The organism is Polynucleobacter sp. UB-Raua-W9 (assembly GCF_018687435.1).
Lineage (GTDB): Bacteria > Pseudomonadota > Gammaproteobacteria > Burkholderiales > Burkholderiaceae > Polynucleobacter.
Map to the genome: position 1 here is coordinate 862,240 of NZ_CP061290.1, position 25,714 is coordinate 887,953.

General features: G+C 45.8%; 20 protein-coding genes and 2 tRNA genes. 17 read left to right on the forward strand and 5 right to left on the reverse strand.

Annotated elements, in window-relative coordinates:
* The first annotated feature begins 6 nt into the window (after positions 1-6).
* The 9 genes from ispD (at position 7) to AOC07_RS04475 (ending at position 9,242) form a co-directional block, all read left to right on the forward strand.
* Positions 7-753 (forward strand): 2-C-methyl-D-erythritol 4-phosphate cytidylyltransferase, encoded by a 747-nt coding sequence (gene ispD / locus AOC07_RS04435; protein ID WP_215294165.1) that lies wholly within the window; start codon positions 7-9, stop codon positions 751-753.
* 16 nt (positions 754-769) lie between these two features.
* Positions 770-1,273 (forward strand): 2-C-methyl-D-erythritol 2,4-cyclodiphosphate synthase, encoded by a 504-nt coding sequence (ispF, locus tag AOC07_RS04440; RefSeq protein WP_305848898.1) that lies wholly within the window; start codon positions 770-772, stop codon positions 1,271-1,273.
* Positions 1,274-1,352: 79 nt separating this feature from the next.
* Positions 1,353-1,439: transfer RNA gene (locus AOC07_RS04445), tRNA-Leu, on the forward strand.
* A gap of 56 nt (positions 1,440-1,495) precedes the next feature.
* Positions 1,496-2,833 carry a trigger factor gene (tig, locus tag AOC07_RS04450; protein WP_215294166.1) on the forward strand — a complete coding sequence of 446 codons (1,338 nt, stop codon included), beginning with the start codon at positions 1,496-1,498 and terminating at the stop codon, positions 2,831-2,833.
* 42 nt (positions 2,834-2,875) lie between these two features.
* On the forward strand, positions 2,876-3,505 hold the full coding sequence (gene clpP / locus AOC07_RS04455) for an ATP-dependent Clp endopeptidase proteolytic subunit ClpP (RefSeq protein ID WP_215294167.1): 630 nt from the start codon (positions 2,876-2,878) through the stop codon (positions 3,503-3,505).
* A gap of 19 nt (positions 3,506-3,524) precedes the next feature.
* On the forward strand, positions 3,525-4,886 hold the full coding sequence (clpX, locus tag AOC07_RS04460) for an ATP-dependent Clp protease ATP-binding subunit ClpX (RefSeq protein ID WP_215294168.1): 1,362 nt from the start codon (positions 3,525-3,527) through the stop codon (positions 4,884-4,886).
* Positions 4,887-5,064: 178 nt separating this feature from the next.
* On the forward strand, positions 5,065-7,497 hold the full coding sequence (gene lon / locus AOC07_RS04465) for an endopeptidase La (protein ID WP_215358307.1): 2,433 nt from the start codon (positions 5,065-5,067) through the stop codon (positions 7,495-7,497).
* Between the two features lie 106 nt (positions 7,498-7,603).
* Positions 7,604-7,679 (forward strand) — tRNA-Val (locus tag AOC07_RS04470).
* A 99-nt stretch (positions 7,680-7,778) separates the two neighbouring features.
* Positions 7,779-9,242 (forward strand): peptidylprolyl isomerase, encoded by a 1,464-nt coding sequence (locus AOC07_RS04475; protein ID WP_215358309.1) that lies wholly within the window; start codon positions 7,779-7,781, stop codon positions 9,240-9,242.
* Positions 9,243-9,261: 19 nt separating this feature from the next.
* Here AOC07_RS04475 and AOC07_RS04480 read toward each other — a convergent pair whose 3' ends face one another.
* Positions 9,262-9,804 (reverse strand): arylesterase, encoded by a 543-nt coding sequence (locus tag AOC07_RS04480; RefSeq protein ID WP_251371731.1) that lies wholly within the window; start codon positions 9,802-9,804, stop codon positions 9,262-9,264.
* A gap of 164 nt (positions 9,805-9,968) precedes the next feature.
* Between AOC07_RS04480 and AOC07_RS04485 the strand changes: the two genes are divergently transcribed.
* The 3 genes from AOC07_RS04485 to AOC07_RS04495 are packed head-to-tail and all read left to right on the forward strand — an operon-like array spanning position 9,969 to position 15,476.
* On the forward strand, positions 9,969-10,643 hold the full coding sequence (locus AOC07_RS04485; RefSeq protein ID WP_215358313.1) for an ABC transporter ATP-binding protein: 675 nt from the start codon (positions 9,969-9,971) through the stop codon (positions 10,641-10,643).
* Positions 10,644-10,664: 21 nt separating this feature from the next.
* Entirely contained in the window at positions 10,665-14,702 is a 4,038-nt protein-coding gene (purL, locus tag AOC07_RS04490) for a phosphoribosylformylglycinamidine synthase (RefSeq protein WP_215358315.1), read from the forward strand.
* 12 nt (positions 14,703-14,714) lie between these two features.
* Positions 14,715-15,476 (forward strand): spermidine synthase, encoded by a 762-nt coding sequence (locus AOC07_RS04495; RefSeq protein ID WP_251369700.1) that lies wholly within the window; start codon positions 14,715-14,717, stop codon positions 15,474-15,476.
* Between the two features lie 81 nt (positions 15,477-15,557).
* Here the strand turns inward: AOC07_RS04495 and AOC07_RS04500 are convergent, their stop codons facing one another.
* The 3 genes from AOC07_RS04500 to AOC07_RS04510 all read right to left on the reverse strand — a co-directional run bounded on the left by AOC07_RS04500 (position 15,558) and on the right by AOC07_RS04510 (position 18,950).
* A complete protein-coding gene (locus AOC07_RS04500) occupies positions 15,558-18,143 on the reverse strand; it encodes a bifunctional aconitate hydratase 2/2-methylisocitrate dehydratase (RefSeq protein WP_215358317.1) in 2,586 nt (861 codons plus the stop codon).
* Between the two features lie 226 nt (positions 18,144-18,369).
* The gene (locus AOC07_RS04505) at positions 18,370-18,498 is read right to left on the reverse strand and encodes a superinfection immunity protein (protein ID WP_215358319.1); all 129 of its coding nucleotides are present in this window, start codon (positions 18,496-18,498) and stop codon (positions 18,370-18,372) included.
* Positions 18,499-18,503: 5 nt separating this feature from the next.
* Positions 18,504-18,950 carry a DUF2147 domain-containing protein gene (locus AOC07_RS04510; protein WP_215358320.1) on the reverse strand — a complete coding sequence of 149 codons (447 nt, stop codon included), beginning with the start codon at positions 18,948-18,950 and terminating at the stop codon, positions 18,504-18,506.
* Between the two features lie 84 nt (positions 18,951-19,034).
* Here AOC07_RS04510 and AOC07_RS04515 point away from each other — a divergent pair, with 84 nt between their 5' ends.
* The 4 genes from AOC07_RS04515 to ftsB are packed head-to-tail and all read left to right on the forward strand — an operon-like array spanning position 19,035 to position 23,235.
* On the forward strand, positions 19,035-20,696 hold the full coding sequence (locus tag AOC07_RS04515) for a CTP synthase (protein WP_215294177.1): 1,662 nt from the start codon (positions 19,035-19,037) through the stop codon (positions 20,694-20,696).
* A 9-nt stretch (positions 20,697-20,705) separates the two neighbouring features.
* Positions 20,706-21,569, forward strand: coding sequence for a 3-deoxy-8-phosphooctulonate synthase (gene kdsA, locus AOC07_RS04520; protein WP_215358321.1), 864 nt, complete (start codon positions 20,706-20,708; stop codon positions 21,567-21,569).
* Positions 21,570-21,621: 52 nt separating this feature from the next.
* Complete coding sequence (eno, locus tag AOC07_RS04525) at positions 21,622-22,908, forward strand: phosphopyruvate hydratase (protein WP_215294179.1); 1,287 nt, start codon at positions 21,622-21,624, stop codon at positions 22,906-22,908.
* A 21-nt stretch (positions 22,909-22,929) separates the two neighbouring features.
* Positions 22,930-23,235 (forward strand): cell division protein FtsB, encoded by a 306-nt coding sequence (ftsB, locus tag AOC07_RS04530; RefSeq protein ID WP_215358322.1) that lies wholly within the window; start codon positions 22,930-22,932, stop codon positions 23,233-23,235.
* 3 nt (positions 23,236-23,238) lie between these two features.
* Here ftsB and AOC07_RS04535 read toward each other — a convergent pair whose 3' ends face one another.
* Entirely contained in the window at positions 23,239-24,204 is a 966-nt protein-coding gene (locus tag AOC07_RS04535; protein ID WP_215358323.1) for an Hsp33 family molecular chaperone HslO, read from the reverse strand.
* A gap of 55 nt (positions 24,205-24,259) precedes the next feature.
* On the opposite strand from AOC07_RS04535, the gene gltX reads away from it, so the two are divergent.
* Positions 24,260-25,666 (forward strand): glutamate--tRNA ligase, encoded by a 1,407-nt coding sequence (gene gltX, locus AOC07_RS04540; RefSeq protein ID WP_215358324.1) that lies wholly within the window; start codon positions 24,260-24,262, stop codon positions 25,664-25,666.
* The last annotated feature ends 48 nt before the right edge of the window (positions 25,667-25,714 follow it).

The following is a 25,714-nucleotide window of genomic DNA, read 5'->3' on the forward strand; positions in this document are numbered from 1 at the left end:
TCAGGCATGAGCTCAGGAAATCAATCCAAGAAGAAATGCCATGCGCTTCTGCCAACTGCAGGAACAGGATCTCGCTTAGGTGGTGATTTGCCTAAACAGTTCCAGCAATTAGCTGGCAGGCCTATGCTGGCTTATGCCATAGACGCTTTTATGCAGTCTCCCCTCATTGAATCCATCTGGATAGGTGTCGCACCGGGTTTTATTGATAACCCCATTTTGAAAACCCTTACCAAAGGCAGCAAGCCAATTCATTTCTTGCCTACTGGTGGCCTTACCCGTCAAGAGACCGTTTGCAACACTCTTGCAGCATTACTCAAATCCGGCATGCCAGAAGATGATTGGGTCCTAGTTCACGATGCAGCTAGGCCTGGTATTACACCTGCACTCATTCAAAAATTGATTGACCTGGTACTAGCCACTGATGTGGGTGGTTTGTTGGCTGTTCCTTTGGCGGATACTTTGAAGCAAGCGGATTTGGATTCTGTTATTGCGGGCAACATGCCCCATGTAGAGAAAACCATTCCACGCGAACACTTATGGCAGGCTCAAACCCCTCAAATGTTTGGCCTGAAGAAATTGCATGCTGCTCTTGAAGATGCTATTCGATTAGAGGCTGACGTCACTGATGAAGCAAGTGCTATGGAGTTGGGAGGAATGAGGCCATTATTAATTGAAGGCGCAACTCGGAACTTTAAGGTAACCCATCCTGCTGATTGGGAGTTGATGCAACTACTTTTATCAAACAACAAGTAATCAATCAAGAGTTCATATGACACCAAGTAACACTTACGTTCCACTGTTTCGTATTGGTCAGGGTTATGACATCCATGCTTTGGTGGCTGATCGCAAGCTCATCCTTGGCGGAGTGCATGTGCCGCATGAAAAAGGTTTATTGGGCCACTCTGATGCTGACGCCTTACTCCACGCATTAACTGATGCTTTGTTAGGTGCAGCAGGGTTAAATGATATTGGGCAGTTATTTCCGGACACTGATCCAAAATTCAAAGACATGGATAGTCGAATCTTGCTCCGCGCAGCTTTGCAAAAGGTTCAGGCGGCAGGCTTTCAGGTTGGGAATGTCGATGCCACCATTATTTGCCAGCAGCCAAAATTGGCTGATTATTTGCCTGAAATGGTCAGAAATATCGCTGCTGACCTCTTGGTGACCCCTAGCCACGTAAACCTGAAGGCTAAAACCAATGAATCTCTAGGTCACCTGGGAAGGGGTGAGGGCGTTGCAGTGCACGCTGTTGCATTGCTCTACAAGGCCTAAAGATCCTCGAAGACCCCAAGCATTGTAGAATTACGGTCTTTAGAGTGAAGTTTAAGCGTGGCAGTGTTTGCGGATATTCGCGAGGATGGCGAAATTGGTAGACGCACCAGGTTTAGGTCCTGACGCCAGAAATGGTGTGGGGGTTCGAGTCCCCCTCCTCGCACCACAAGATTGCTACTTGGCTTGGACTTCACATACCCTGATTTCAATATAGAGACGAGAATGGCTGTGCAGATAGAAAATTTAGGTTCGTTAGACCGCAAGATGACTTTGGAATTCGCTCGTGCCGATTTGGCAAAAGCGCGCGACGCCCGTTTGGCTCAAGTTGCTAAGACCATGAAAGTGGCTGGCTTCCGCCCAGGCAAAGTACCAAAGAACATGGTTGAGAAACAGTACGGTATGCAAGTTGATTTCGAACTTCAGTTTGATAAAGCTTCTGAACTGTTTTACGAGCAAAGCAAAAAAGAAGGCATTGCACTAGCAGGCCAACCACGTCTCGAGCCAAAGAGTGAATTAGATGCAGACCAGATTGTTTTTGATGCATTCTTTGAAGTCCTCCCAGAGGTAAAGATTGGCGACTTTTCAACAGCAGAAGTGACCAAATATACGACTGATATCGGTGATGCTGAAATTGATCGCGCAATTGATGTATTGCGTAAGCAGCAGGTTCACTACCATCCTCGTGGCGAGGCAGGTGCCCATGGTGATGGCGGCTCTAATACAGCAGCCCAAAATGGCGACCAGGTTGTAATCGATTTTGTTGGCAAGATTGATGGCGTTGAATTTGCTGGCGGTAAAGCTGAGAACTTTGAATATGTTTTGGGTGAAGGTCGTATGTTGCCTGAATTCGAGGCTGCAACCCTGGGCCTCAAACCGGGCGAGAGTAAATCATTTCCCTTGAGCTTTCCGGCTGACTACCATGGTAAAGACGTAGCTGGTAAAACGGCTGAGTTCACTATCACTGTCAAAGCCGTGAACTGGGCACACATGCCAGTAGTTGATGATGCATTTGCATTGTCTATGGGTGTTACAGAAGGTGGTGTTGCAAAAATGCGCGCAGAAGTGAAAGAAAACTTAGATCGCGAAGTGAAGCGTCGCATCACTTCCTTGATGAAAAATGAGGTTATGGAGAAACTCAATACTTTGTGTGAGCTTGAAGTTCCCAAGTCTTTGGTATCTTCTGAGCAAGAGCGTTTGGTTGAGAGTGCCCGTCAAGATTTAATGCAACGTGGTGTACCAAATGCCAAGGATGCCCCCATTCCAACTGAACTATTTGCAGAGCAGGCGCTTAAGCGTGTACGCCTAGGCTTGATTCTGAGTGAATTGGTTAAAAAAGAAAGTTTGGCTGCTACTGCAGATCAAATCAAGGCTGAAATTGATGAGCAAGCTGCTACTTATGAAGATCCAAAAGAGGTTGTTCGTTGGTTCTATAGCAACCCAAGTCGCCTTAAAGACATCGAAAACCTGGTTCTTGAAGATAATGTGATTAAGCATTTCACATCGCTTGCCAAAGTAGGCGATAAGGCGATAAGCTTTGAAGAGCTAAGCAAGCTAAACTAAGTCTCAATAGCTATTAATCTACCCCAAATAGGATATTTATCAATGAGCCAGAACCATTTTCAGTCTGAAAACATAGAGCCAAAAGGTTTGGGCTTGGTTCCAATGGTGATTGAAACCTCTGGCAGAGGCGAGCGCGCTTATGACATTTATTCGCGTCTATTAAGAGAGCGGGTTGTTTTCTTGGTGGGTGAGGTTAATGATCAGACTGCTAACTTAGTGATTGCGCAGTTATTGTTTCTTGAGAGCGAGAATCCTGATAAAGAGATTTCTCTTTATATCAACTCACCTGGCGGTTCTGTATCTGCAGGGCTTGCCATATACGACACCATGCAGTTCATCAAGCCACACGTGAGCACCTTGTGTATGGGTATGGCCGCTAGTATGGGCGCGTTTTTATTGTGTGCTGGTGAAAAAGGTAAGCGATATGCCTTGCCAAATTCACGCGTGATGATCCATCAGCCATTGGGCGGAGCGCGTGGTCAAGCCTCTGATATTGAAATTCAAGCCCGTGAAATTTTGTACTTGCGTGAGCGTCTGAATAAGATTTTGTCTGAGCGCACTGGCCAGTCGATTGAGACCATTGCAAAAGACACCGACCGTGATAACTTTATGTCTGCTGAACAAGCCCGTGAATACGGCTTGATTGACAAGGTTATCGAGAAGCGTCCTTAATACTTATATAGAGCATACTTTGAGCGATACGAGCACTCCAAGCACATCAGATAAAGTTTTGTATTGCTCCTTTTGTGGCAAAAGTCAGCATGAGGTCAAGAAGTTAATTGCAGGCCCGTCTGTATTTATTTGCGATGAGTGTATTGACCTTTGCACGGACATTATTCAAGAAGAAATTGCCAAACTTCCGAAGGAGGGCGGCGATGATTCTTTACCAACACCTCACCAGATCAGGGAAAATCTCGATCAGTATGTGATTGGTCAAGATCATGCCAAAAAGACCTTGGCGGTTGCTGTCTACAACCATTACAAGCGCCTGCAATATTTGCCCAAGCCTAAAAAAGAGAGGCTGGACAAGGACGGTAAGCCAGCTGAAGTGGTAGATAAAAAGGAATCTAAGTTACCTGCTAAGGCAATGGTTGACGGTGTTGAGTTGGCTAAGAGTAATATTTTGCTGATCGGGCCAACTGGTTCTGGTAAGACGCTCTTGGCGCAAACATTAGCGCGCATGCTTGATGTACCGTTTGTCATGGCTGACGCAACTACCTTGACTGAAGCTGGTTATGTTGGCGAAGACGTTGAAAATATTATTCAAAAGTTACTGCAAGCTTGCGACTACAACGTAGAAAAAGCGCAACGCGGCATTGTATATATTGATGAGATCGATAAGATCTCGCGTAAGTCAGATAATCCCTCCATTACTCGCGATGTTTCAGGTGAAGGTGTCCAACAGGCCTTATTGAAGTTAGTTGAAGGCACCATGGCAGCTGTGCCACCTCAAGGTGGGCGTAAGCACCCTAACCAAGATTTCTTGCAAGTTGATACTACGAATATTCTATTTATTTGTGGTGGTGCTTTTGATGGTCTTGAAAAGGTGATTCAGCAACGCACAGCCAAGACGGGCATTGGATTCAATGCATCAGTTCCTGGCAAGGATGATCGTGGTGTGAGTGATTTATTGATTGAGGTTGAGCCAGAAGATTTAATCAAGTTTGGCCTGATTCCTGAGTTGATTGGTCGTTTGCCGGTGGTGGCAACTTTGGCACAATTGGATGAAGAGGCTTTGATTCAGATTCTGACTGAGCCTAAGAATGCCCTAGTGAAGCAATACCAGGCATTGCTCACGATGGAAGGGGCTGAGTTAGAGGTGCGTCAAGCCGCTTTAGCCGCTATCGCCAAGAAGGCCATTGCTCGTAAAACGGGTGCACGCGGTCTCAGATCTATTCTTGAGGGCTCTTTGATGGATGTCATGTATGACTTGCCATCTCTCAAGAATGTCCAAAAGGTAGTTATAGACGACAGCAGTATCGCAGAGGGTGGAAAGCCCTTATTGGTCTACAAGCAAGATCCAGAGCAAGCGGATTTAAGCAAAAAAGCCTAAATACTTAGGGTTTTTGCTATTTTCAGGGCATTTTTGCCCCTTTTTTGTACTATTCCCCCTTGAATTTTCAAAAGAGTGACCCATATAGGTAGTATGCTACTCATGAATAATGTCTCTATTTAGTGGTGCATTACTTTTAGAGACTTTTGAGGATTGACTACTTTGGAGGATTTGCCTTATGCCTGGCCACTTATTACTACCCTCTGAACCGATTCAGCTACCTTTGCTCCCATTGCGGGATGTTGTTGTCTTCCCTCATATGGTGATCCCTTTATTTGTGGGTCGCCCTAAGTCGATTAAAGCTTTAGAAGCTGCCATGGAAACTGGCAAAAATGTTTTACTGGTTGCTCAAAAGACAGCGGCCAAGGATGAACCTGGTATTGAAGATCTGTATGAGGTTGGTTGCATTGCCAACATCTTGCAAATGCTGAAGCTTCCAGATGGTACCGTTAAGGTCCTAGTAGAAGGCGTGCAGCGTGCTGAAGTGAGTCAAATTGAAGACAGCATGGGTTACTTTAATTGTGAAGCTACTCCAACTGCTATTGACGCGATTGATGCGCATGAGACTGAAGCTTTGCGCCGTGCCATCATGGCTCAGTTTGATCAGTACGTAAAACTTAATAAAAAAGTTCCACAAGAAATATTGTCTTCGCTTGGCGGCATTGATGACCCAAGCCGCTTAGCCGATACCATTTGTGCGCATTTGCCAGTCAAACTAGAACAGAAGCAACGTTTGTTAGAAATGACTGATGTAGTGCAGCGTTTAGAAAGTCTTTTAGCCGATCTTGAAAGCGAGATTGATATCTTGCAAGTGGAGAAGCGCATTCGTGGACGTGTTAAACGTCAAATGGAAAAGAGTCAGCGCGAGTACTACCTTAACGAGCAAGTGAAAGCAATTCAAAAAGAATTAGGCGAGGGTGAAGAGGGCGCCGATCTCGAGGAACTTGAGAAACGTATTAAAGCTGCTCGGATGCCAAAAGAGGCTTTGAAAAAAGCTGAATCTGAGCTTAAGAAATTAAAGTTGATGTCACCGATGTCTGCTGAGGCTACAGTGATTCGAAACTTTATCGATACTTTGGTGAATCTTCCATGGAAGAAAAAAACCAAGATTAATAATGACCTCACCAATGCGGAAAAAGTATTGGATGAAGATCACTATGGCTTAGATAAGGTTAAAGAACGTATTTTGGAGTACCTCGCAGTTCAACAACGTGTTGATCGTGTGAAGGCGCCGATTCTTTGCTTGGTAGGGCCTCCTGGCGTCGGTAAGACTTCCTTGGGCCAGTCAATTGCCCGTGCGACCAATCGTAAGTTTGTGCGTATGGCATTGGGTGGTGTGCGTGATGAGTCCGAGATTCGTGGACATCGTCGTACTTATATCGGTTCGATGCCAGGTAAGATTTTGACAAGTCTTACCAAAGTGGGTGTCCGCAATCCATTATTCCTTTTGGATGAAGTAGATAAGATGGGCATGGATTTCCGTGGCGATCCTGCGAGCGCCTTGTTGGAAGTTTTAGACCCTGAGCAAAATCACACCTTCCAAGATCACTATGTTGAAGTTGACTTTGATCTATCGGATGTGATGTTCGTTGCAACCTCTAACTCGCTTAATATTCCAGGCCCTTTATTGGATCGCTTGGAAATTATCCGTTTGGCTGGTTACACGGAAGACGAAAAAACTAGCATTGCTATCAATTACCTCATTCCAAAGCAAATTAAAAATAATGGCTTGAAAAAGGATGAGTTAAAGATTGAAGAGAGTGCAGTACGCAACATCATTCGTTACTACACCCGCGAAGCAGGTGTGCGCTCTCTAGAAAGAGAAATTAGCAAGATCTGCCGTAAGGTTGTCAAGCTTTTACTCCTGAAAAAAGAGGCCGCCCCAGTTGTAGTGAACGCTGATAACCTTGAGAAATTCTTATCCGTTCGTATGTATGACTTTGGTTTGGCAGGTAAAGAAAACCAAGTAGGCCAAGTAACGGGCTTAGCCTGGACTGAGGTGGGTGGAGATCTATTAACCATTGAGGCTGCAGTAATGCCAGGTAAAGGTGTCATTACACGTACAGGCTCCATCGGTGATGTCATGAAAGAGTCTGTCGAGGCTGCACGTACTGTTGTTCGCTCTAGATCAAAACGGCTTGGCATTACGGATGAGGCATTTGAGAAGAAAGATATTCACATTCACTTCCCAGACGGCGCAACCCCTAAAGATGGTCCCTCTGCTGGTATTGCGATTACCACCGCCTTAGTTTCAGTTTTCACGGGAATCCCGATTCGCTCTGATGTTGCAATGACCGGTGAGATCACTTTGCGAGGTGAGGTTCTTCCGATTGGTGGCTTAAAAGAGAAGCTTTTGGCGGCGCACCGTGGCGGCATCAAATTAGCGTTGATACCAGAAGAGAATGTGAAGGATTTGATTGATATTCCGGATAACGTCAAGAACGCAATTGAAATTATTCCTGTGCGCTGGATTGATAAGGTTCTAGAGCTTGCGTTGGAACGTTTGCCGGAAGCATTGCCAGAGCCAACACCCGAAGAGCTTGCTAAAAAGGCATCTGAAGTCAGTAAAGTGAGCGAGAAGATATCCTCAGGAGAAGTTCTCAAGCACTGAATGTAGATGGGTTTTCTGTCTTATCTGCCCTGTTGCTAGTGGTTGATTTGACGGAAAACACGCTTATCTTTGGTACTTAGGTTACAATTCCACCTGTAATATTTTGGGGCGCTTAGCTCAGTTGGTAGAGCGTCTGCCTTACACGCAGAATGTCGGGAGTTCGAGCCTCTCAGCGCCCACCAAATGTTTACTTCTTCTTGCCTGTTTCAAGGCGTCCATGCTCCAGATCCTGCCGCCTAGTACACTCACATAGTTGATATTTATTACTAGCGAACTTACTCATGTTTGATACTGTCCGTAAACACCAAAAGCTTCTCCAGCTCGTGTTGATGCTATTCATCGTTCCATCATTTGCTATGTTCGGAATTTCTAGTTATTCCAGCTTCATGGATAAGGAAACAGACCTTGTAAAGATCAATGGCAAACCCATTACCGCCCAAGAGGTCGACAATGCAGCTAAGCGTCAAGCAGAGCGAGTTGGTGGCAACCTACAGATTGCACAAAGCCTTCAATTTAGACAGGCGATCCTTAATGAGTTACTGCAACAGCGCATTCTCGGCTTTGCAGTAAATGATTTGCGTCTTCAGGTTGGTAAAGATGCTTTAGTAAAGAGTTTGCAAAATATTCCGCAAATTCGAGCCCTTTACAAACCAGATGGCACTTTTGACGACGTTCGTTTCAAGCAACTCTTAGCAAACAATGGCCTGAATGAAGAGCAGTTTTATGCCGGCCAGGCATTTGATCTCAAAATAAGTCAGTTGGTTAATTCGGTTGCTCGTACTGAAATTGGAAGCCCGAAGCTTTCTGAGATCATTTCCACTCTATATGAAACAGAGCGCCAAGTTCAGGCTTTGCCGTTCGAAGCTAAAAGCTTTTTAGCCAAGGTAAATCCAAGTCAAGAAGAGCTGCAGAATTTCTACAACGCCAACGCTAGTTTATTTGAGAGCCCTGAGTTTATTGATGTTGAGTATATTGTTCTCAAGGCTGACCCTAAGGAAGATGCTAAGGTCTTTAGTGAAAAGGCTGACCAATTCGCTAATATGACTTATGACCAGTCCGATAGTTTGAAGCCTGTGGCTGAAAAATTAAAGTTGAATATTCAGAGTCAAAAGGGCGTTACTCGCTCTGGCCTGGGCGGTGTATCCAGGGATCATCCATTAGCTAACCCTAAAGTCATCCAATCACTTTTTGGCGACGAGGCCCTAAAGAATAAGCGCAATATTGAGGCAGTTCAAACTGCACCTGGTGTTTTTGTATCTGCGAGGGTAGTGATTTTCCATCCCGCTCAGACCTTGCCATTTAAAGACGTTGCTGGTGAAGTAAAGCGGCAAGTTAGCCAAAGGGCTGCAGAGAAATTGGCTGTTGCTGCTGCTTCTGAGCGTTATGCAGAACTTCAAAAGGATCCAAAGAATGCTGCTGGATTTGGCAGTGCTGTATGGGTATCCCGTAATAAGCCGGCAAACCTTGTTGGCAGCGCATTAGATGATGTGATGTCCACCAATCCAGATAAATTACCCGCTTATATTTCGGTGAGCAATCCTGGGGTTGGCGCTACTTTGTATCGAGTAGATCAAATTCGCCAGCCAACTGGTGTGGATGCAAAAGTTCATAAAGCACAGTCACAGCAAATTCAAGCGCTGGCTGCACAATCTGAGTTTGCGGGTTTTATGGCTTATTGGCGCGACGCTGCAAAGGTGAAAACTATCAATCCATTGAAGCCCCCATCTACAGGTGCAGGCAGTTAATCTGCTGCTTGAACTATTTTTACTTGCTTAGAAGTGATTGATATGGGGCCATAGCGCCCCATACGTTTTTATACAAAATCATCTGTGCTTTTTCATTGGGATGAATGTTGTCCTGCTGAAATAGTGCAGCGTTACTCGCAACACCTTCTAAGAAAAACGGTAGTAGTTCGACGCTCTCTTGGGCGGCGAGTTTTGGATAGAGCTCTTTAAATTTCTTTGTATAGGCTTGGCCATAATTTGGTGGAATTTGCATACCAAGTAACAAAACCTTAGCACCGGTTTTTTTGCTCAGCACGATCATCCTGCGTAAGTTCTTTTCGGTCTCAGTAATGGATAGGCCTCGCAAAGCATCATTCGCACCGAGCTCAAGAAATACAATGGCAGGCTTTTTCTGACCTAGTAGCTTGGGTAGGCGGGCAAGACCACCAGAAGTCGTTTCTCCGCTGATGCTGGCATTAAATACAGTCCACTGACTTCCTTGTTTTTGAAGTTGTCCCTCAAGAAGTTTTACCCAACCCGAACCCCTGACGAGGCCATATTCAGCTGAAAGACTATCGCCCATTAGCAAAATGACTGGATTAGAGCTCGCAGATGTGACAAAGGAAATTAACAGGCAAAATAAGCCTATTGCAATAGCTTTTTTTGATATGAAAGTCGACGGAATATTTTGATTCATCTATTTATTGACTTCGGGGCTAGCAAGCCTTTATTTCAGATTTCATATTTATGAGCGCCTTCGAAAAAGTGCTTAGCGCTGTTCACTTGGGTAAGTCCGTTCGCTCCAGCGATGGCATCCTTAGCATTTTGCACGACATTTGCTTTGAGCTCAGTCAAGGTGAAAGTGTAGCTATCACTGGCAGCTCTGGTTCCGGTAAGAGTACTTTACTCGGCCTTTTGGCCGGCTTAGATCTTCCGAGTGAGGGTAATGTCACCTTGATGGGGCAGAATCTCAATACACTCGATGAAGACGGCCGTGCCAAACTGAGGGGTTTGCAGGTTGGCTTTGTTTTTCAGTCATTTCAACTGTTACCGCACCTAACGGCGCTTGAAAATGTGATGCTCCCGGCAGAGCTGTCGGGAATGGAAAACCCCAAGGCAAATGCTAAAACATGGCTCGAGCGCGTGGGTTTAGGTGAGCGATTTGACCATTTCCCCAAAACACTTTCTGGAGGGGAGCAACAACGGGTGGCCTTGGCAAGAGCCTTCATTACTAAGCCTGCCATTCTGTTTGCTGATGAACCTACCGGAAGCTTAGATGAAGCTAGCGGAAATCGGGTCATTGAGCTCCTTTTTGATCTCAATCAAGCCAATCAATCTACCCTTGTTCTGGTTACCCATGATCCAGCCTTGGCTAGTAGGTGCCAGCGCCAATTACACCTTCAGGGCGGGCGCTTGTTGTAGGCAAAACCTTATAATCTAGGGATGTCTTTTTTCCACTTTTTGCCCGGCGCTGATGCGCTTTCCTCCTTCCGCCAACAGCGTCTTTTAGCCTCATTAGCTTCTCAAGGCATTGAGCTTGATTCCATTGAGGCGCAATACATTCATTTCATTTGGTCTGAAGAAGCCCTAAGCACTGCAGATCAGGAGCTTCTTGCTAGTCTTCTGACTTACGGGCAACCGTTTAGTTCCAAAATGAATCCAGGTAAATCCTGGTTTTCTAAAAATTCAGGCTCAGGCCAAGGTGCTGTCGTCATTCCGCGCTTGGGAACAGTACCCCCATGGTCCAGTAAAGCAACTGATATTGCACGGCAATGCGGACTAACAGTATTGCGCATTGAACGTGGCATACAGTACTCATGGAATGCTAAAAACACATTAAGCCCGGCACAAGAACAATTAGTGTTGGCAGCAATTCATGATCGGATGACTGAAGCGGTTATTCATTCTGTAGAAGAAGCGAATGCGCTTTATCAAACCCTCGAAGATCGTCCATTAAGCCGTATCTTGCTATTAGAACAAGGTAGGGCAGCTTTAGATAAAGCCAATCAAGAGCTTGGTCTAGCCTTATCTGATGATGAGGTGGATTACTTAACGGAAAATTTTATACGCCTAAAGCGCAATCCAAGTGATGTAGAGCTCATCATGTTCGCGCAAGCAAATAGTGAGCATTGCCGGCATAAGATTTTTAATTCAAGCTGGACTATTGACGGTGACGACCAAGAGCGTTCACTGTTTGCAATGATTCGCAATACGCATCAATTGCATCCAGAGGGAACAATTGTTGCGTATTCTGACAACTCTGCCGTGATGGTTGGCTGTGAATCAGAGACTTGGGTTCCCCAAGGCGGTGATCATCGCTATGAGAAAGATACGCGTTTAGTCCATACCTTGATGAAGGTAGAGACGCATAACCATCCAACTGCCATTGCACCATTTCCGGGAGCTTCTACAGGCGCTGGCGGTGAGATTCGTGATGAAGGAGCTACTGGTATAGGTGGACGCCCTAAAGCAGGCTTAACCGGCTTTTCAGTCTCCAATCTAAATATCCCAGGCACCGAGCTTCCTTGGGAAAGTGAAAAGTATGGCAAGCCGGAGCGGATTGCCACACCATTGCAAATCATGATTGATGGCCCCTTAGGGGGAGCCGCATTTAATAATGAGTTTGGCCGCCCCATCTTAGGCGGTTATTTCCGTGTCTTTGAGCAAACCTTAGATGGCACACGTCGCGGTTATCACAAGCCAATCATGATTGCTGGTGGTATTGGCAGCATTGATGCAATTCATACAGCGAAGAAAGCAATTGAAGCAGGGCATTTATTGATTCAATTGGGTGGTCCAGGTATGCGTATTGGTATGGGTGGCGCAACAGGTAGTTCCGTTGCCACTGGCACCAACACTGCAGATTTAGATTTTGATTCTGTTCAACGCGGAAACCCTGAGATGGAGCGTCGCGCCCAAGAGGTTATTAATGCTTGTCGCGCAATGGGCGAAAACAATCCAATTGTTTCCATACATGATGTAGGCGCCGGTGGCCTTTCTAATGCGTTCCCTGAGTTAGCGGATGGCGCAGGATTAGGCGCTAAATTTAAATTACGCAGTGTGCCGCTTGAAGAGAGTGGCATGAGCCCAGCAGAAATCTGGTGTAACGAATCTCAAGAGCGCTATGTATTGGCGATTGAAGCAAAAGATTTAGACCTCTTTAAATCCTTCTGCGAACGCGAACGCTGTCCATTTGCTGTAGTAGGTGAAGCGACCGCAGAGCGTCAACTGCAACTCAGTGACTCTAAGCAAGACGCAAGCACTGATGCTGCAATGCCAATTGATATGCCAATGGAAGTACTGCTTGGCAAGCCACCACGCATGCATCGTGATGTGCAACGAATTACTCAAGAGTTCAGCGAGCTTGATGTCACTGATACTGACCTTGCTCAATCAGTTGCCTGGGTCCTGCAACAACCTACAGTGGCAAGCAAATCCTTCTTAATTACGATTGGCGATAGATCTGTTGGTGGCCTCAATGCCCGCGATCAATTTGTTGGCCCATGGCAAGTACCTGTAGCTGACTGTGCGGTTACCTTAATGGACTACAAAGGCTATCGGGGCGAAGTAATGAGTATGGGTGAAAGAACCCCTGTTGCCGTAATCGATGCTTCTGCCGCTGCCCGTATGGCCGTAGGTGAGGCCATTACAAATTTATTGGCTGCCGATATTCATTCTTTAGGGGATGTGAAGTTATCAGCCAATTGGATGGCGGCTTGTGGCTCTCCGGGAGAGGATGCAAAACTATATGACTCGGTCAAAGCTGTTGGTATGGATCTCTGTCCTGCCCTAGGCATTTCAATCCCAGTCGGAAAAGATTCTTTATCGATGGCAACTGCTTGGCAAGATGGAGCAGAGTCAAAGAAGGTTGTTTCCCCCGTTTCTTTAATCATTTCTGCGTTTGCTTCAGTCCAGGATGTACGTAAAACACTGACCCCTCAATTAAAACTCAAAGAGAAAAATGGCGCCTCCCTTGATACTGAATTAATCCTGATTGATCTGGGGCGTGGTAAGAACCGCATGGCTGGGAGTATTCTTGCTCAAGTGATGAATCAGTCAGGTAAAGAGGCGCCTAATCTAGATCACCCAGAAGATCTCAAGAACTTAGCAGCTGCCATCATTGAGCTTCGCAAAGAGAACAAGTTACTGGCGTATCACGATCGCTCTGATGGCGGATTATTGGCTTGTATTGCTGAGATGGCGTTTGCATCTCATTGCGGAGTCTCCATCAATGTTGACATGATTGCGGTGGATGCTGGACAAGAGCCAGATTACGGCGATGCCAAGAACTGGGCGCAACAAGTTTCTGGCCGTCGGCATGAGCAAACCATGCGTGCTTTATTTAATGAAGAGCTTGGTGCAGTGATTCAAGTTTGCAGAGAAGAGCGTGATGCAGTTTTTGCAATCCTACGTAAGCTAGGCTTAAGCGCGTTTAGTCATGTCATTGGCAAGCCAAATACTAATGGCCGAATTGAAGTCTGGCGAGATGCTAAGAATGTCTTCGCAGAGCCACGCGAGGTTTTGCAAAAGATGTGGGCTAATACCAGTTATCAAATTGCTCGTTTGCGCGACAACCCTGTCTGTGCTGATAGCGAATTTGCGCTCTTGGATAATTTATCTGATGCTGGAATGTCCCCAAAACTTACTTTTGATTCGAGCGATGATATTGCTGCGCCATTCATTCAGAAGAATGCACGCCCCAAAGTGGCGATTTTGCGTGAGCAGGGCGTTAACTCCCATGTTGAAATGGCCTATGCTGTTAACTGGGCCGGATTTGACAGTTTTGACGTCCATATGTCTGATTTATTGAGTGGCAAAGCAAAGCTCGATGACTTTCGTGGATTAATTGCTTGCGGCGGCTTTAGTTATGGTGATGTGCTTGGTGCTGGTGAAGGGTGGGCCAAAACAATTTTATTCAACCCGCAACTTCGAGATCAATTTTCCACATTCTTCAATCGTCAGGATAGTTTCGCCTTAGGTGTTTGCAATGGTTGTCAGATGATGAGTAATCTTTCTGGGATTATTCCTGGCGCACAGGCTTGGCCTAAATTTACCCGCAATCAATCAGAGCAATATGAAGCGCGTTTAGTCATGGCGGAAATTCTTGCTTCGCCTTCAATCTTCACTCAAGGCATGGAAGGTAGTCAATTACCCATTGCTATAGCGCATGGTGAAGGTTTTGCGAATTTTAACCAACAGGGCAATTTGGATCTACTACATCAGCAAGGTTTAGCAGCCTTACGTTTTGTTGATCACCAGGGCAATCCAACGGAAACTTATCCTCTGAACCCAAATGGTTCACCTGGTGGTCTCACTGGTGTAACAACGCCAGATGGTCGTTTCACAGTAATGATGCCTCACCCCGAGCGTGTATTTCGTGCTGTGCAGATGAGTTGGTGCCCGCCTGAATGGTTGGATACTCCAGATGGTGCAAGCCCGTGGTTACGTTTATTCCGTAATGCGCGCCATTGGGCAAAGTAGGGTTACGAAAATATGTTGATGGAGCCCGTAACCTTTTCTGAAAGTGGTGGAATTCGTTATTTGCATTTTGGTACTGAGTTGATTCAAGGGGCAATGCGTATCCGTGACCCCAATGAAATCTATCTCGAATATAACCAGCAAATGATGGCATGGCTTCTCTTTCTGGAAACCAAGCCAGGGATGCGAGTTGCACAATTGGGCCTGGGAACAGGCGCGTTAACAAAATTCACACATCTCCATTGTCCTGCAGTTAAATCTACCGTGGTAGAGCTTAACCCTGCAGTCATTGTTGCAGCGAGAAGTATGTTTTCAATGCCAGACGATGATCGCAGATTGGAGACCTTGCAAGTGGATGCTAAAGAATTTGTGAGGCGTTCTCAATATCTCAATACGTTTGATGCCGTGCAAGTTGATTTGTATGATGCTATTTGCGACGGTCCGTCTGCCAGTTCTTTAGAGTTTTACAAAGGTTGCTATCAAATTCTCAAGGGCCCTGGGGTTCTGACGGTTAACCTCTTCTCAAAGCATAAAAGCTTTGATATCAATCTTAAGAATATTTGCGAAGCGTTTGGTGATCGCGTGCTCTTATTCCCCGAATCACATGATTGCAATGTCGTTGCGATTGCGTTTAAAGGTCCAAAACTAGAAGCAGAGTGGCGTGATGTTTCTGCGCGAGCCAAGCTGATTAAGGAAAAAACAGACCTACCAACCAATAAATGGGTGTCAGGCATTAGTCATGTAAATGCCCATCAGGAGTCAAAGTTATCCATCTAATAAATAATTGGATAAGAAAAAAGGCGATCATCTGATCGCCTTTTTGGTTTTCAAGCATTGAGTGCTTGAAGGCTTTTTCAATTAAACGGTCACAGTATCTGCAACATCGCTAAATGACTTGATCTTATCAAAGCTCATATATTTATAGACATCGCTGGCTTTAGCATCTAGCGCCTTTACTTGCTCTAAATACTCGGCTGGCGTAGGTAGACGTCCCAACAGGGCGGCAACAGAAGCCAGTTCGGCAGAGGCCAAATACACACGCGTATCAATACCTAAGCGGTTAGGGAAGTTACGTGTGGAAGTTGATACAGCCGTTGAACCTTTGCGGATTTGCGCTTGGTTGCCCATGCACAATGAGCAACCTGGACTTTCCATGCGAGCACCAGCAGCACCCAACATACCGTAGTAGCCTTCTTCCATCAAGATCATGGCGTCCATCTTGGTTGGAGGTGCTACCCATAAACGGGTTGGCATATCTTTTTTACCTTGCAACACTTGACCAGCGGCACGGAAGTGTCCAATGTTGGTCATGCATGAACCAATAAAGACTTCATCAATCTTGTCACCGGCAACTTCAGACAATACTTTTACATCATCTGGGTCGTTAGGGCATGCAAGGATCGGCTCTTTGATTTCATCGATATTGATTTCGATAATTTCCGCATAGTCGGCATTAGCATCAGGTTGCAGCAGTTGAGGGTTTGCAATCCAAGCTTCCATTGCTTTGATACGACGACCAAGAGTACGCTTGTCGTCATAACCATTAGCAATCATCCACTTCATCAAAGTGATGTTCGATTGCATGTACTCAATGATAGGTTCTTTGTTTAAATGAACGGTGCAACCACCAGCAGAACGTTCAGCAGAGGCATCAGATAATTCAAATGCTTGTTCAACCTTGAGATCGGGTAAACCTTCGATTTCTAGAATGCGACCAGAGAAAATATTCTTCTTACCTTGCTTCTCGACGGTGAGTAAACCCCTCTTAATTGCATACAAAGGAATTGCATTGACCAAGTCACGTAAGGTGATGCCTGGTTGCATCTTGCCTTTGAAACGAATCAAGACAGATTCAGGCATATCTAAAGGCATAACGCCTGTAGCAGCAGCAAAAGCAACTAAGCCTGAGCCTGCGGGGAAAGAGATGCCAATTGGGAAGCGAGTATGACTATCGCCACCAGTGCCACAGGTATCAGGCAATAGCAAACGATTTAACCAGCTATGGATCACGCCGTCACCAGGACGCAATGCAACGCCACCACGATTGGTCATGAATGGCGGCAATTCATGCTGAGTACGAATGTCTACCGGTTTTGGATAAGCGGAAGTGTGGCAGAAAGACTGCATTACTAAGTCAGAAGAGAAGCCTAAGCAAGCTAAATCCTTTAATTCATCACGAGTCATCGGACCAGTGGTGTCTTGTGATCCAACGGTAGTCATGTGAGGCTCACAGTACGTTCCGGGGCGTACACCTTGACCCTCTGGCAATCCACAGGCACGACCAACCATCTTCTGCGCCAAGCTAAAACCTTTTTTGTTATCAGGTGGACTCACCGGCAGGCGGAATTCGCTAGAGGCAGGTAAGCCCAGTGCTAAACGGGCTTTAGCGGTCAAGCCACGTCCCACGATCAAGGGGATGCGACCGCCAGCGCGTACTTCATCCAAAATAACAGGGGACTTGAGTGCGAAGGAGGTAATTTCTTTGCCATCTTTCAGAGCTTTACCTTCGTATGGGCGCAATTCAATAACGTCACCCATATTCATTTGGGACACATCTAATTCGATTGGTAGTGCACCAGAATCTTCCATGGTGTTAAAGAAGATAGGCGCAATATTGCCACCAAGACAGACGCCGCCGAAGCGCTTGTTGGGAACAAATGGAATATCTTGACCAGTCCACCACAAGACAGAATTGGTTGCGGACTTGCGTGAGGAGCCCGTACCAACTACATCGCCTACATAAGCAATTTGATTGCCTTTTTTTTGCAGTTCAGCAATTTGCTTCATTGGGCCACGAACACCAGACTCATCTGGTTCGATACCAGGGCGTGGGTTTTTCAGCATAATCGTTGCATGCAAAGGAATGTCGGGACGGCTCCAAGCGTCGGGTGCTGGAGAGAGATCATCAGTATTCGTCTCGCCAGTGACTTTAAATACCGTGAGCTTCATGCTTTCAGGAACTGCGGGGCGGCTAGTAAACCATTCTGCATCTGCCCAACTTTTCATCACAGCCTTTGCATTTGCATTACCTTTTTCAGCAAGCTCATGCACGTCATTGAAGTAATCAAACATCAAGAGTGTTTTCTTGAGCGCATCAGCGGCAACGGCGCCACATTCTGCATCCGTCAAAAGCTCAACCAATGGTTTGATGTTGTATCCGCCAAGCATGGTTCCCAACAATTCAGTTGCCTGGACTCGTGAAATCAATGGTGATTTTTCAGTGCCTTTTGCTACTGCGTCTAAAAATTCTGCTTTCACCTTTGCCGCATCATCTACGCCGGCAGGTACGCGATTCGTAATTAGCTCTACAAGCTCAGCTTCTTTCCCTGTAGGTGGATTCTTTAGCAACTTCACCAATTCTGCAGTTTGATCTTTGCTTAATGGGAGGGCTGGAATACCGAGTGCTGCGCGTTCAGCAACTTGGGCGTTGTAGGCTTCTAACATTGTGTTTCCTATGCGGTAAATGTGATCTATAGAAAGACTAAACGGGAATTTTCACCCGAATTTCGACATTATAGTTACTAATTTAAGTCTTATATAAGAGTTTAAACCCTATAAATCCACCTAAAAGGGCTTTGGAGTGTCAATTAAAGGGGGTTACAGGCAAAGATTAGATAACCTTCTCATCCTTGAGAGCCCAAACCAAGGCTACCACCCATCCAATCAGGGACTAGCCCAGAAAGAGATTTAGTGCAAAAATCGCACCAGTATTAGCCCTCTTTCTATGGAAAGCGATGGCAAAAGGCAGGAAGTAAAAGAGCGATAAAACAGTAATAAGAATGGCAAACAGAAGGCGCATGGCGTTTATTTCTCACGTATCCAGGTTTGTGTTCTTCCCAGCAAAGGGATTCCAATATAGGCCCTTAAATCCAATTTACCACCCTGGTCCTTGAGTTTCATCTCTGCTCGATAGATTTCACCATCATCAGGGTCCAAGATTTGACCGCCTGAATAAGAGTCCCCAGTCCTTTTGAGGCCAGTTAGGATTTCCATGCCCAGAACAGGTTTGCCTTTGCGGTTATCGGTACATTTTTCACAGTTTGGCAGTGCGCTCAGATCAAGTATTTTTGTAATTACCCCAGAAAAAACACCATTTTTCTCTGTAATTTGCACAATTGAAGCCGGTAGGTTGGTGTCGTCGTCAAAAGTCTTCCAGGTGCCCACAATGGAGTCCGATGTTTGGGCTGACAGTTGGGTGGCTTCAAAGGCCAGAATGCAGCCAAGGATGATGAAAAGCAGTGGTTTTTTCATAGATTTCTGGATTATTACCTTTTTACAATTCAGTCATTAGACATTGCTATCGTTATAATTACTTTTTCCAACAGAGCTTAAGCGATGACCAAATACGTTTTTGTCACTGGTGGTGTGGTTTCTTCTTTAGGGAAAGGAATCGCAGCTGCCTCGCTTGCCGCGATTCTTGAATCCCGCGGCCTGAAAGTCACCCTCCTAAAATTAGACCCTTATATTAACGTTGACCCGGGCACCATGAGTCCACTGCAGCACGGTGAAGTTTTTGTCACTGAAGATGGGGCTGAAACAGATTTAGATTTAGGGCACTATGAGCGCTTCGTATCAGCAAAGATGCGCAAGAGCAATAACTTCACCACTGGCCAAATTTATGAGTCCGTCATTAGCAAAGAGCGTCGCGGTGAATACTTAGGAAAAACCGTTCAGGTTATTCCCCATATTACAAATGAGATTCAAGCTTTTGTGGAAAGGGGAGCTAATGCAAGTCATGATGGTAAGGCTGATATCGCTATTTGTGAGATCGGCGGTACGGTGGGTGATATCGAATCCCTACCATTTTTAGAGGCGGCACGGCAGATGAGCCTTCGCCTACCCATGCATAGCTGCGCATTTGTGCATCTAACCTTAGTTCCTTATATTCAAAGTGCTGGCGAGTTGAAAACGAAACCCACCCAACACTCTGTGCAAAAGTTGCGTGAGATAGGCATCATGCCAACTGTCTTGTTATGCCGTGCTGATCGACCAATTCCGGAAGACGAGCGCGCTAAGATCTCTTTGTTTTCTAACGTCCGTGATGAAGCAGTCATTTCTGTATGGGATGTTGATACGATTTATAAGATTCCAGAAATGCTTCATGCGCAAGGCATGGATGACTTGATTTGTCGAGAGTTACAAATCGATGCCAAACCAGCGGATCTTTCCGTATGGGCGCATTTGGTTTATGAGATGGCCAATCCTCAACACGAAGTTACCATTGGTATGGTTGGCAAGTATGTTGAATTGACTGAGTCTTATAAGTCACTAATTGAAGCGCTACGTCATGCTGGTATTCATACGCATACCAAGGTGAATATTAACTATATCGATTCAGAAGTGATCGAAAAAGACGGCGTTGATTGCTTGAGGAAGCTTGACGCCATATTGGTTCCCGGCGGCTTTGGTAAGCGCGGTACAGAAGGCAAGATCTCTGCGATCCGTTATGCCCGTGAAAACAATATTCCTTATCTTGGTATCTGCCTTGGCATGCAGTTGGCTGTGATTGAGTTTGCGCGCCATGTCGCCAATATCGCAAAGGCAAACAGTACTGAATTTGATCCGCAAGCTGAAAATCCTGTAGTTGCTCTCATTACTGAGTGGATGGACAGGGAGGGAAATGTTGAAAAACGTAGCAATGCTTCTGACCTTGGTGGCACGATGCGCCTAGGATCACAACGCTGCCCCGTTAAAGCAGGCACTTTGGCCCATCGGATTTATGGCGCAGAAGTAAATGAACGTCATCGCCATCGCTATGAAGTGAACAACACTTATGTTCCAAGACTGGAGGAGTCTGGCTTAATTATTTCTGCCAGAACCCCAAATGAGTCATTGCCTGAAATGATGGAGTTGCCAGAGTCGATGCATCCATGGTTCTTTGGTGTGCAGTTTCATCCGGAATTCACCTCAACACCACGAGATGGGCACCCCTTGTTCTCTGCATTCATTAGTGCCGCACTGATCCATCAAAACACTGCATTAAAACAAGTTGCTTAAGAGGATGCTATGAGTCCATTCAAACTATGCGGTTTTAATGTTGGTTTAGATCAGCCTTTTTTCTTAATCGCGGGTACCTGCGTCATTGAGTCCGAACAGTCGGCCATTGATGTTGCTGGGCATTTGAAAGAAATCACTAGCGCTTTGAACATCCCGTTTATCTATAAATCTTCCTTTGATAAGGCTAACCGTTCTTCTGGAACTTCGTTTCGTGGTTTAGGTATGGAGAAGGGCCTAGAAATATTGGCTAAGGTTAAAAAAGAAGTGGGTGTTCCGATTTTGACCGATGTTCACGATATTAACGAGATTGAAGCAGTGTCTAAGGTTGTTGATGTGATTCAGACCCCTGCCTTTTTATGCAGACAGACCGATTTCATTCGTGCTTGCGCTCAAAGTGGTAAACCAGTCAATTTTAAAAAGGGGCAGTTCCTATCCCCTCATGAAATGCTCAATGTTATTGAGAAGGCGCGAGCAGCAGCCAAAGAAGTAAATGTTCCGGATCAATTTATGGTTTGTGAGCGTGGTGCCTCATTCGGCTACAACAATCTAGTTTCTGATATGCGCAGCTTGGCCATATTGCGCGAGGCGAATGCACCCGTTGTTTTTGATGCCACCCATTCTGTTCAACTACCGGGTGGCCAAGGGACAGCAAGCGGTGGGCAACGTGAGTTTGTGCCAGTATTGGCGCGTGCCGCGGTTGCTGTTGGTATTAGTGGTCTTTTTATGGAAACTCACCCAGATCCATCTAAAGCCTTATCTGACGGCCCTAATGCAGTTCCGTTACATCGCATGAGGGAGTTGCTAGAGTCATTGCTTGCGATTGATACAGTAGTCAAATCTAACGGTCCATTTTTAGAAAATAGCTTTCAGTAATTTTTAAAGAAGTTATTAATCCCAATTTCATATTGTTTTAAGGAGAAGGTGCATGAGCGCCATTGTTGACATCATCGGTAGAGAAGTTTTAGATTCACGCGGCAACCCAACAGTAGAGTGCGATGTATTACTGGAGTCTGGCGTCATGGGGCGTGCTGCCGTTCCATCTGGAGCTTCCACGGGTTCACGTGAAGCAATCGAATTGCGTGATGGTGATCAGTCTCGTTATTTGGGTAAAGGCGTTTTGAATGCTGTTCAAAACATTAATGTTGAAATTGCAGAAACTATTCTCGGTTTAGATGCAACAGAGCAAGCTTTCTTGGACCGCACCCTGATCGAATTAGATGGCACTCATAACAAAGCGCGTCTTGGCGCAAACGCAACCTTAGCTGTTTCTATGGCTGTTGCAAGAGCGGCCGCTGAAGAAGCTGGCTTACCTTTGTACCGTTATTTTGGCGGTTCAGGTGGCATGCAATTACCGGTGCCCATGATGAATATCGTCAATGGTGGCGCACATGCCAATAACAGTTTAGACATTCAAGAATTCATGATCATGCCGGTTGGTGCGGAAAATTTCCGTGACGCCTTGCGTTGTGGAGCTGAAATTTTCCATGAACTTAAGAAAATCATTGGCGCTCAAGGCATGCCGACTACTGTAGGTGACGAAGGTGGCTTTGCCCCGAACTTCAAAAGTAACCATGAGTGCTTGCAAACCATCATGAAAGCAATTGAGGGTGCTGGCTACCAAGCGGGTGATGATGTTTTATTGGCCCTAGATTGCGCTGCTAGTGAGTTTTACAAAGACGGCAAATACCATCTTTCAGGCGAAGGCTTACAGCTCACCTCTAGTGAGTTCTCTGATTATCTTGGTAACTTGGCAGATCAATTTCCGATCGTATCGATTGAAGACGGTATGCATGAGGGCGACTGGGATGGTTGGGCTGATATCACCAAGAAGCTTGGCAAGAAGATTCAATTGGTGGGCGATGATCTCTTCGTTACCAATACTCGCATCCTGAAAGAAGGCATTGAGAAAGGTATTGCCAACTCCATCTTGATTAAGATTAACCAGATTGGCACCTTGACAGAAACGTTTGCCGCGATTGAGATGGCCAAACGCGCTAATTACACTGCGGTCATTTCTCATCGCTCTGGTGAAACTGAAGATAGCACTATTGCTGATATCGCTGTTGGCACAAATGCTGGCCAGATTAAGACAGGCTCCTTATCTCGCTCTGATCGCATTGCCAAATACAACCAACTCTTGCGAATCGAGGAAGACTTGGGTGATGTCGCAACCTATCCAGGCAAATCTGTTTTCTATAACTTGAAACGCTAAGTCACAAAAGATTCACTTAATATGCGGATTGTCATCTACTCGATGCTGGTATTGCTCATCGCAATTCAGTACCCCCTGTGGCTAGGAAAGGGTGGATGGCTAAAGGTTTACGAAATGGAGAGACAGGTAGAGCTTCAGGAGGCTAAAAATAGTCTCATGGCTCTTCGTAATGCAAAGTTAGCGGGCGACGTTAAGGATTTAAAGGATGGTACGCGCGCTATTGAGGAGCGCGCTAGAGCTGAGCATGGTTTGATTAAAGAGGGTGAGTTTTTTGTGCAAATCTTGCCTGCAGATAAAGCGAACACACCCGCTGCTACGAAACAATAAATTCTAATGGCCGCTAGATGGCGGTCTTGTGGCATCGCTGAGTAAATCCGTTTTGAATACTTGCAAACAGTCCACGGCATCGAACCGATAGGGCTTGGCGCAAAACTCACAAATTGTCTCTACTATCCCTTGCTCTTCCAGTATCCCTTGTACCTCTTCCTCCCCAAGCATTCTCAAGACATCGGCAACTTTGTTGCGCGAGCAACGACAAGAAAAGCGAATCTTTCTTGGGGGGAAGCTGCGAACGCCATTCTCAGTGGATTCCTCTAAAAACAAGCGCCTCAAGATAGTTTCAGGTGGAAGCGTTATCAACTCCTCGTCGGTGATCGTTTCACCCAAAGTCTGTATACGAGTCCAGCCCTCGGCAGCTGTTTGTGGATCAAGGTGTGTATGGCCACCAGAATCTGGCATGCGTTGCAACAAGAGTCCGCCTATATTTGAATCATTTGAAGTTAGCCAAATTCTGGTTTCTAGCTGTTCAGAATTTTGCATGTATAGACCGATAGCCTCTGCCGCGCTAGCTACTGGCGTGAGCTGACCACCGCGATGCTGTTGGAGCGCAACAATGCCTTGGTACGGTGGTTGGCCGGGCTCTCGCTCTGAAGGGTCTAGGGTAATCACAAGCCTGCCAGAGTTGCTTGCATCGAGCAGATCTCCAAGAGTCGCATTTGGAGATATTTCTGAGGGATCGACTGATAGCTTGACGGTGGCTCTCATCGATAAATCGGACTTACATTCAACAACGAGTAGCTGAATCGGGCCTTTACTTTGTGCCTGAATAATCAATGTGCCATCAAACTTGAGGCTAGCGCTCAGAAGGGTGGCTGCACCAACAAAATCACCTAGAATGCGTCGTACTACCGGCGGATCATTACGACGCTCTAAAACAGCCTGCCACGCAGTGCTGATGGACACAATTTCCCCGCGAACTGGGGCCCCATCACAGACAAATACAAGTAATTCATTCATGAGGCAAAGTATCCACGTTTTTTAATTTTGCCGCCAATTTGACTGACCTGAGATAATGCGCTTTATGCATATTCGTACACGTTTCGCCCCCAGTCCAACGGGCTTTATTCATTTGGGCAATCTACGCAGCGCTCTCTACCCTTGGGCATTTGCACGTCACAATAAAGGTGATTTCATTCTTCGGATTGAAGATACCGATTTGGAGCGCTCTACTCAGGAAGCGGTAGATGTGATCATTGAAGGGATGTCCTGGTTAGGGCTTGATTTAGATGAGGGCCCAATCTATCAGATGCAGCGTATTGATCGCTATCGTGCAGTCGTCAAACAAATGCTGGATGCAGGACTGGCCTATCCCTGCTATATGTCGGAAGAGGAGTTAAATAAACTCCGTGACCAACAAATGGCCAATAAAGAAAAGCCGCGTTACAACGGCTTGTGGAGACCTGAACCCGGAAAAACTTTGCCGACGATTCCTGAAGCTGTGCAGCCAGTCATTCGCTTCAAGAATCCTATTGGCGGATCTGTTATCTGGGATGATGCCGTGAAGGGCAAGATTGAAATTAGCAATGATGAGCTTGATGATCTTGTAATTGCTCGCCCAGACGGCACACCAACGTACAACTTTTGCGTCGTAGTAGATGACTTAGATATGAAGATTACTCATGTCATTCGTGGTGATGATCATGTAAATAACACCCCTCGTCAGATTAATATCATGACGGCCTTAGGTGGCATTCCTCCGATCTATGCTCATCTACCCACGGTTCTAAATGATTCTGGTGAGAAGATGAGCAAGCGTAATGGCGCCATGAGTGTGCGCGATTATCAAAAGGCAGGGTATTTGCCGGAGGCAATTCTGAATTATCTGGCGCGCTTAGGTTGGTCACACGGTGATGCAGAAATATTTACAAAAGAACAATTTGTAGATTGGTTTGATTTAGAGAGCTTGGGTCGCTCACCAGCACAACACAATCCTGAAAAATTACTCTGGCTAAATCATCAATATATTCAGAATGCAGATCCCACTCAATTGGCTGAAGTGACTAAACCCTTTGCACATCAGCTTGGTATCGATACTGAAAATGGACCAAACTTTATTCAAGTTGTTGGACTATTAAAAGATCGTGCTAATACCTTGATTGAGATTGCGGAAGGGGCTAAGCTGTTTTACTTGCCAGCACCGATGCATAGTGCAGAACAGATAGCCGCAAATATTCCGGAAGCGATTGTCCCTGCACTAAAAGATTTAATTGAAGCAATCAAGAATGCGGAACCTACAAAAGAAGCTTACGGAGCGGCATTTAAGCAAGTTCTAGCCGTGCATCAACTTAAGATGCCAGCCTTAGCTATGCCCGTTCGTTATGCCTTATTTGCTACAACTCAGACTCCAGCAATAGATTCTGTATTGGTGGTATTGGGTAAGGATGAAGCTCTCAAGAGGCTCTCCAAGGTGGTCCAGTAGGCAATTTGCGCAATCGCACAAAAATAGGATAAAATCTTGGATTGTTTT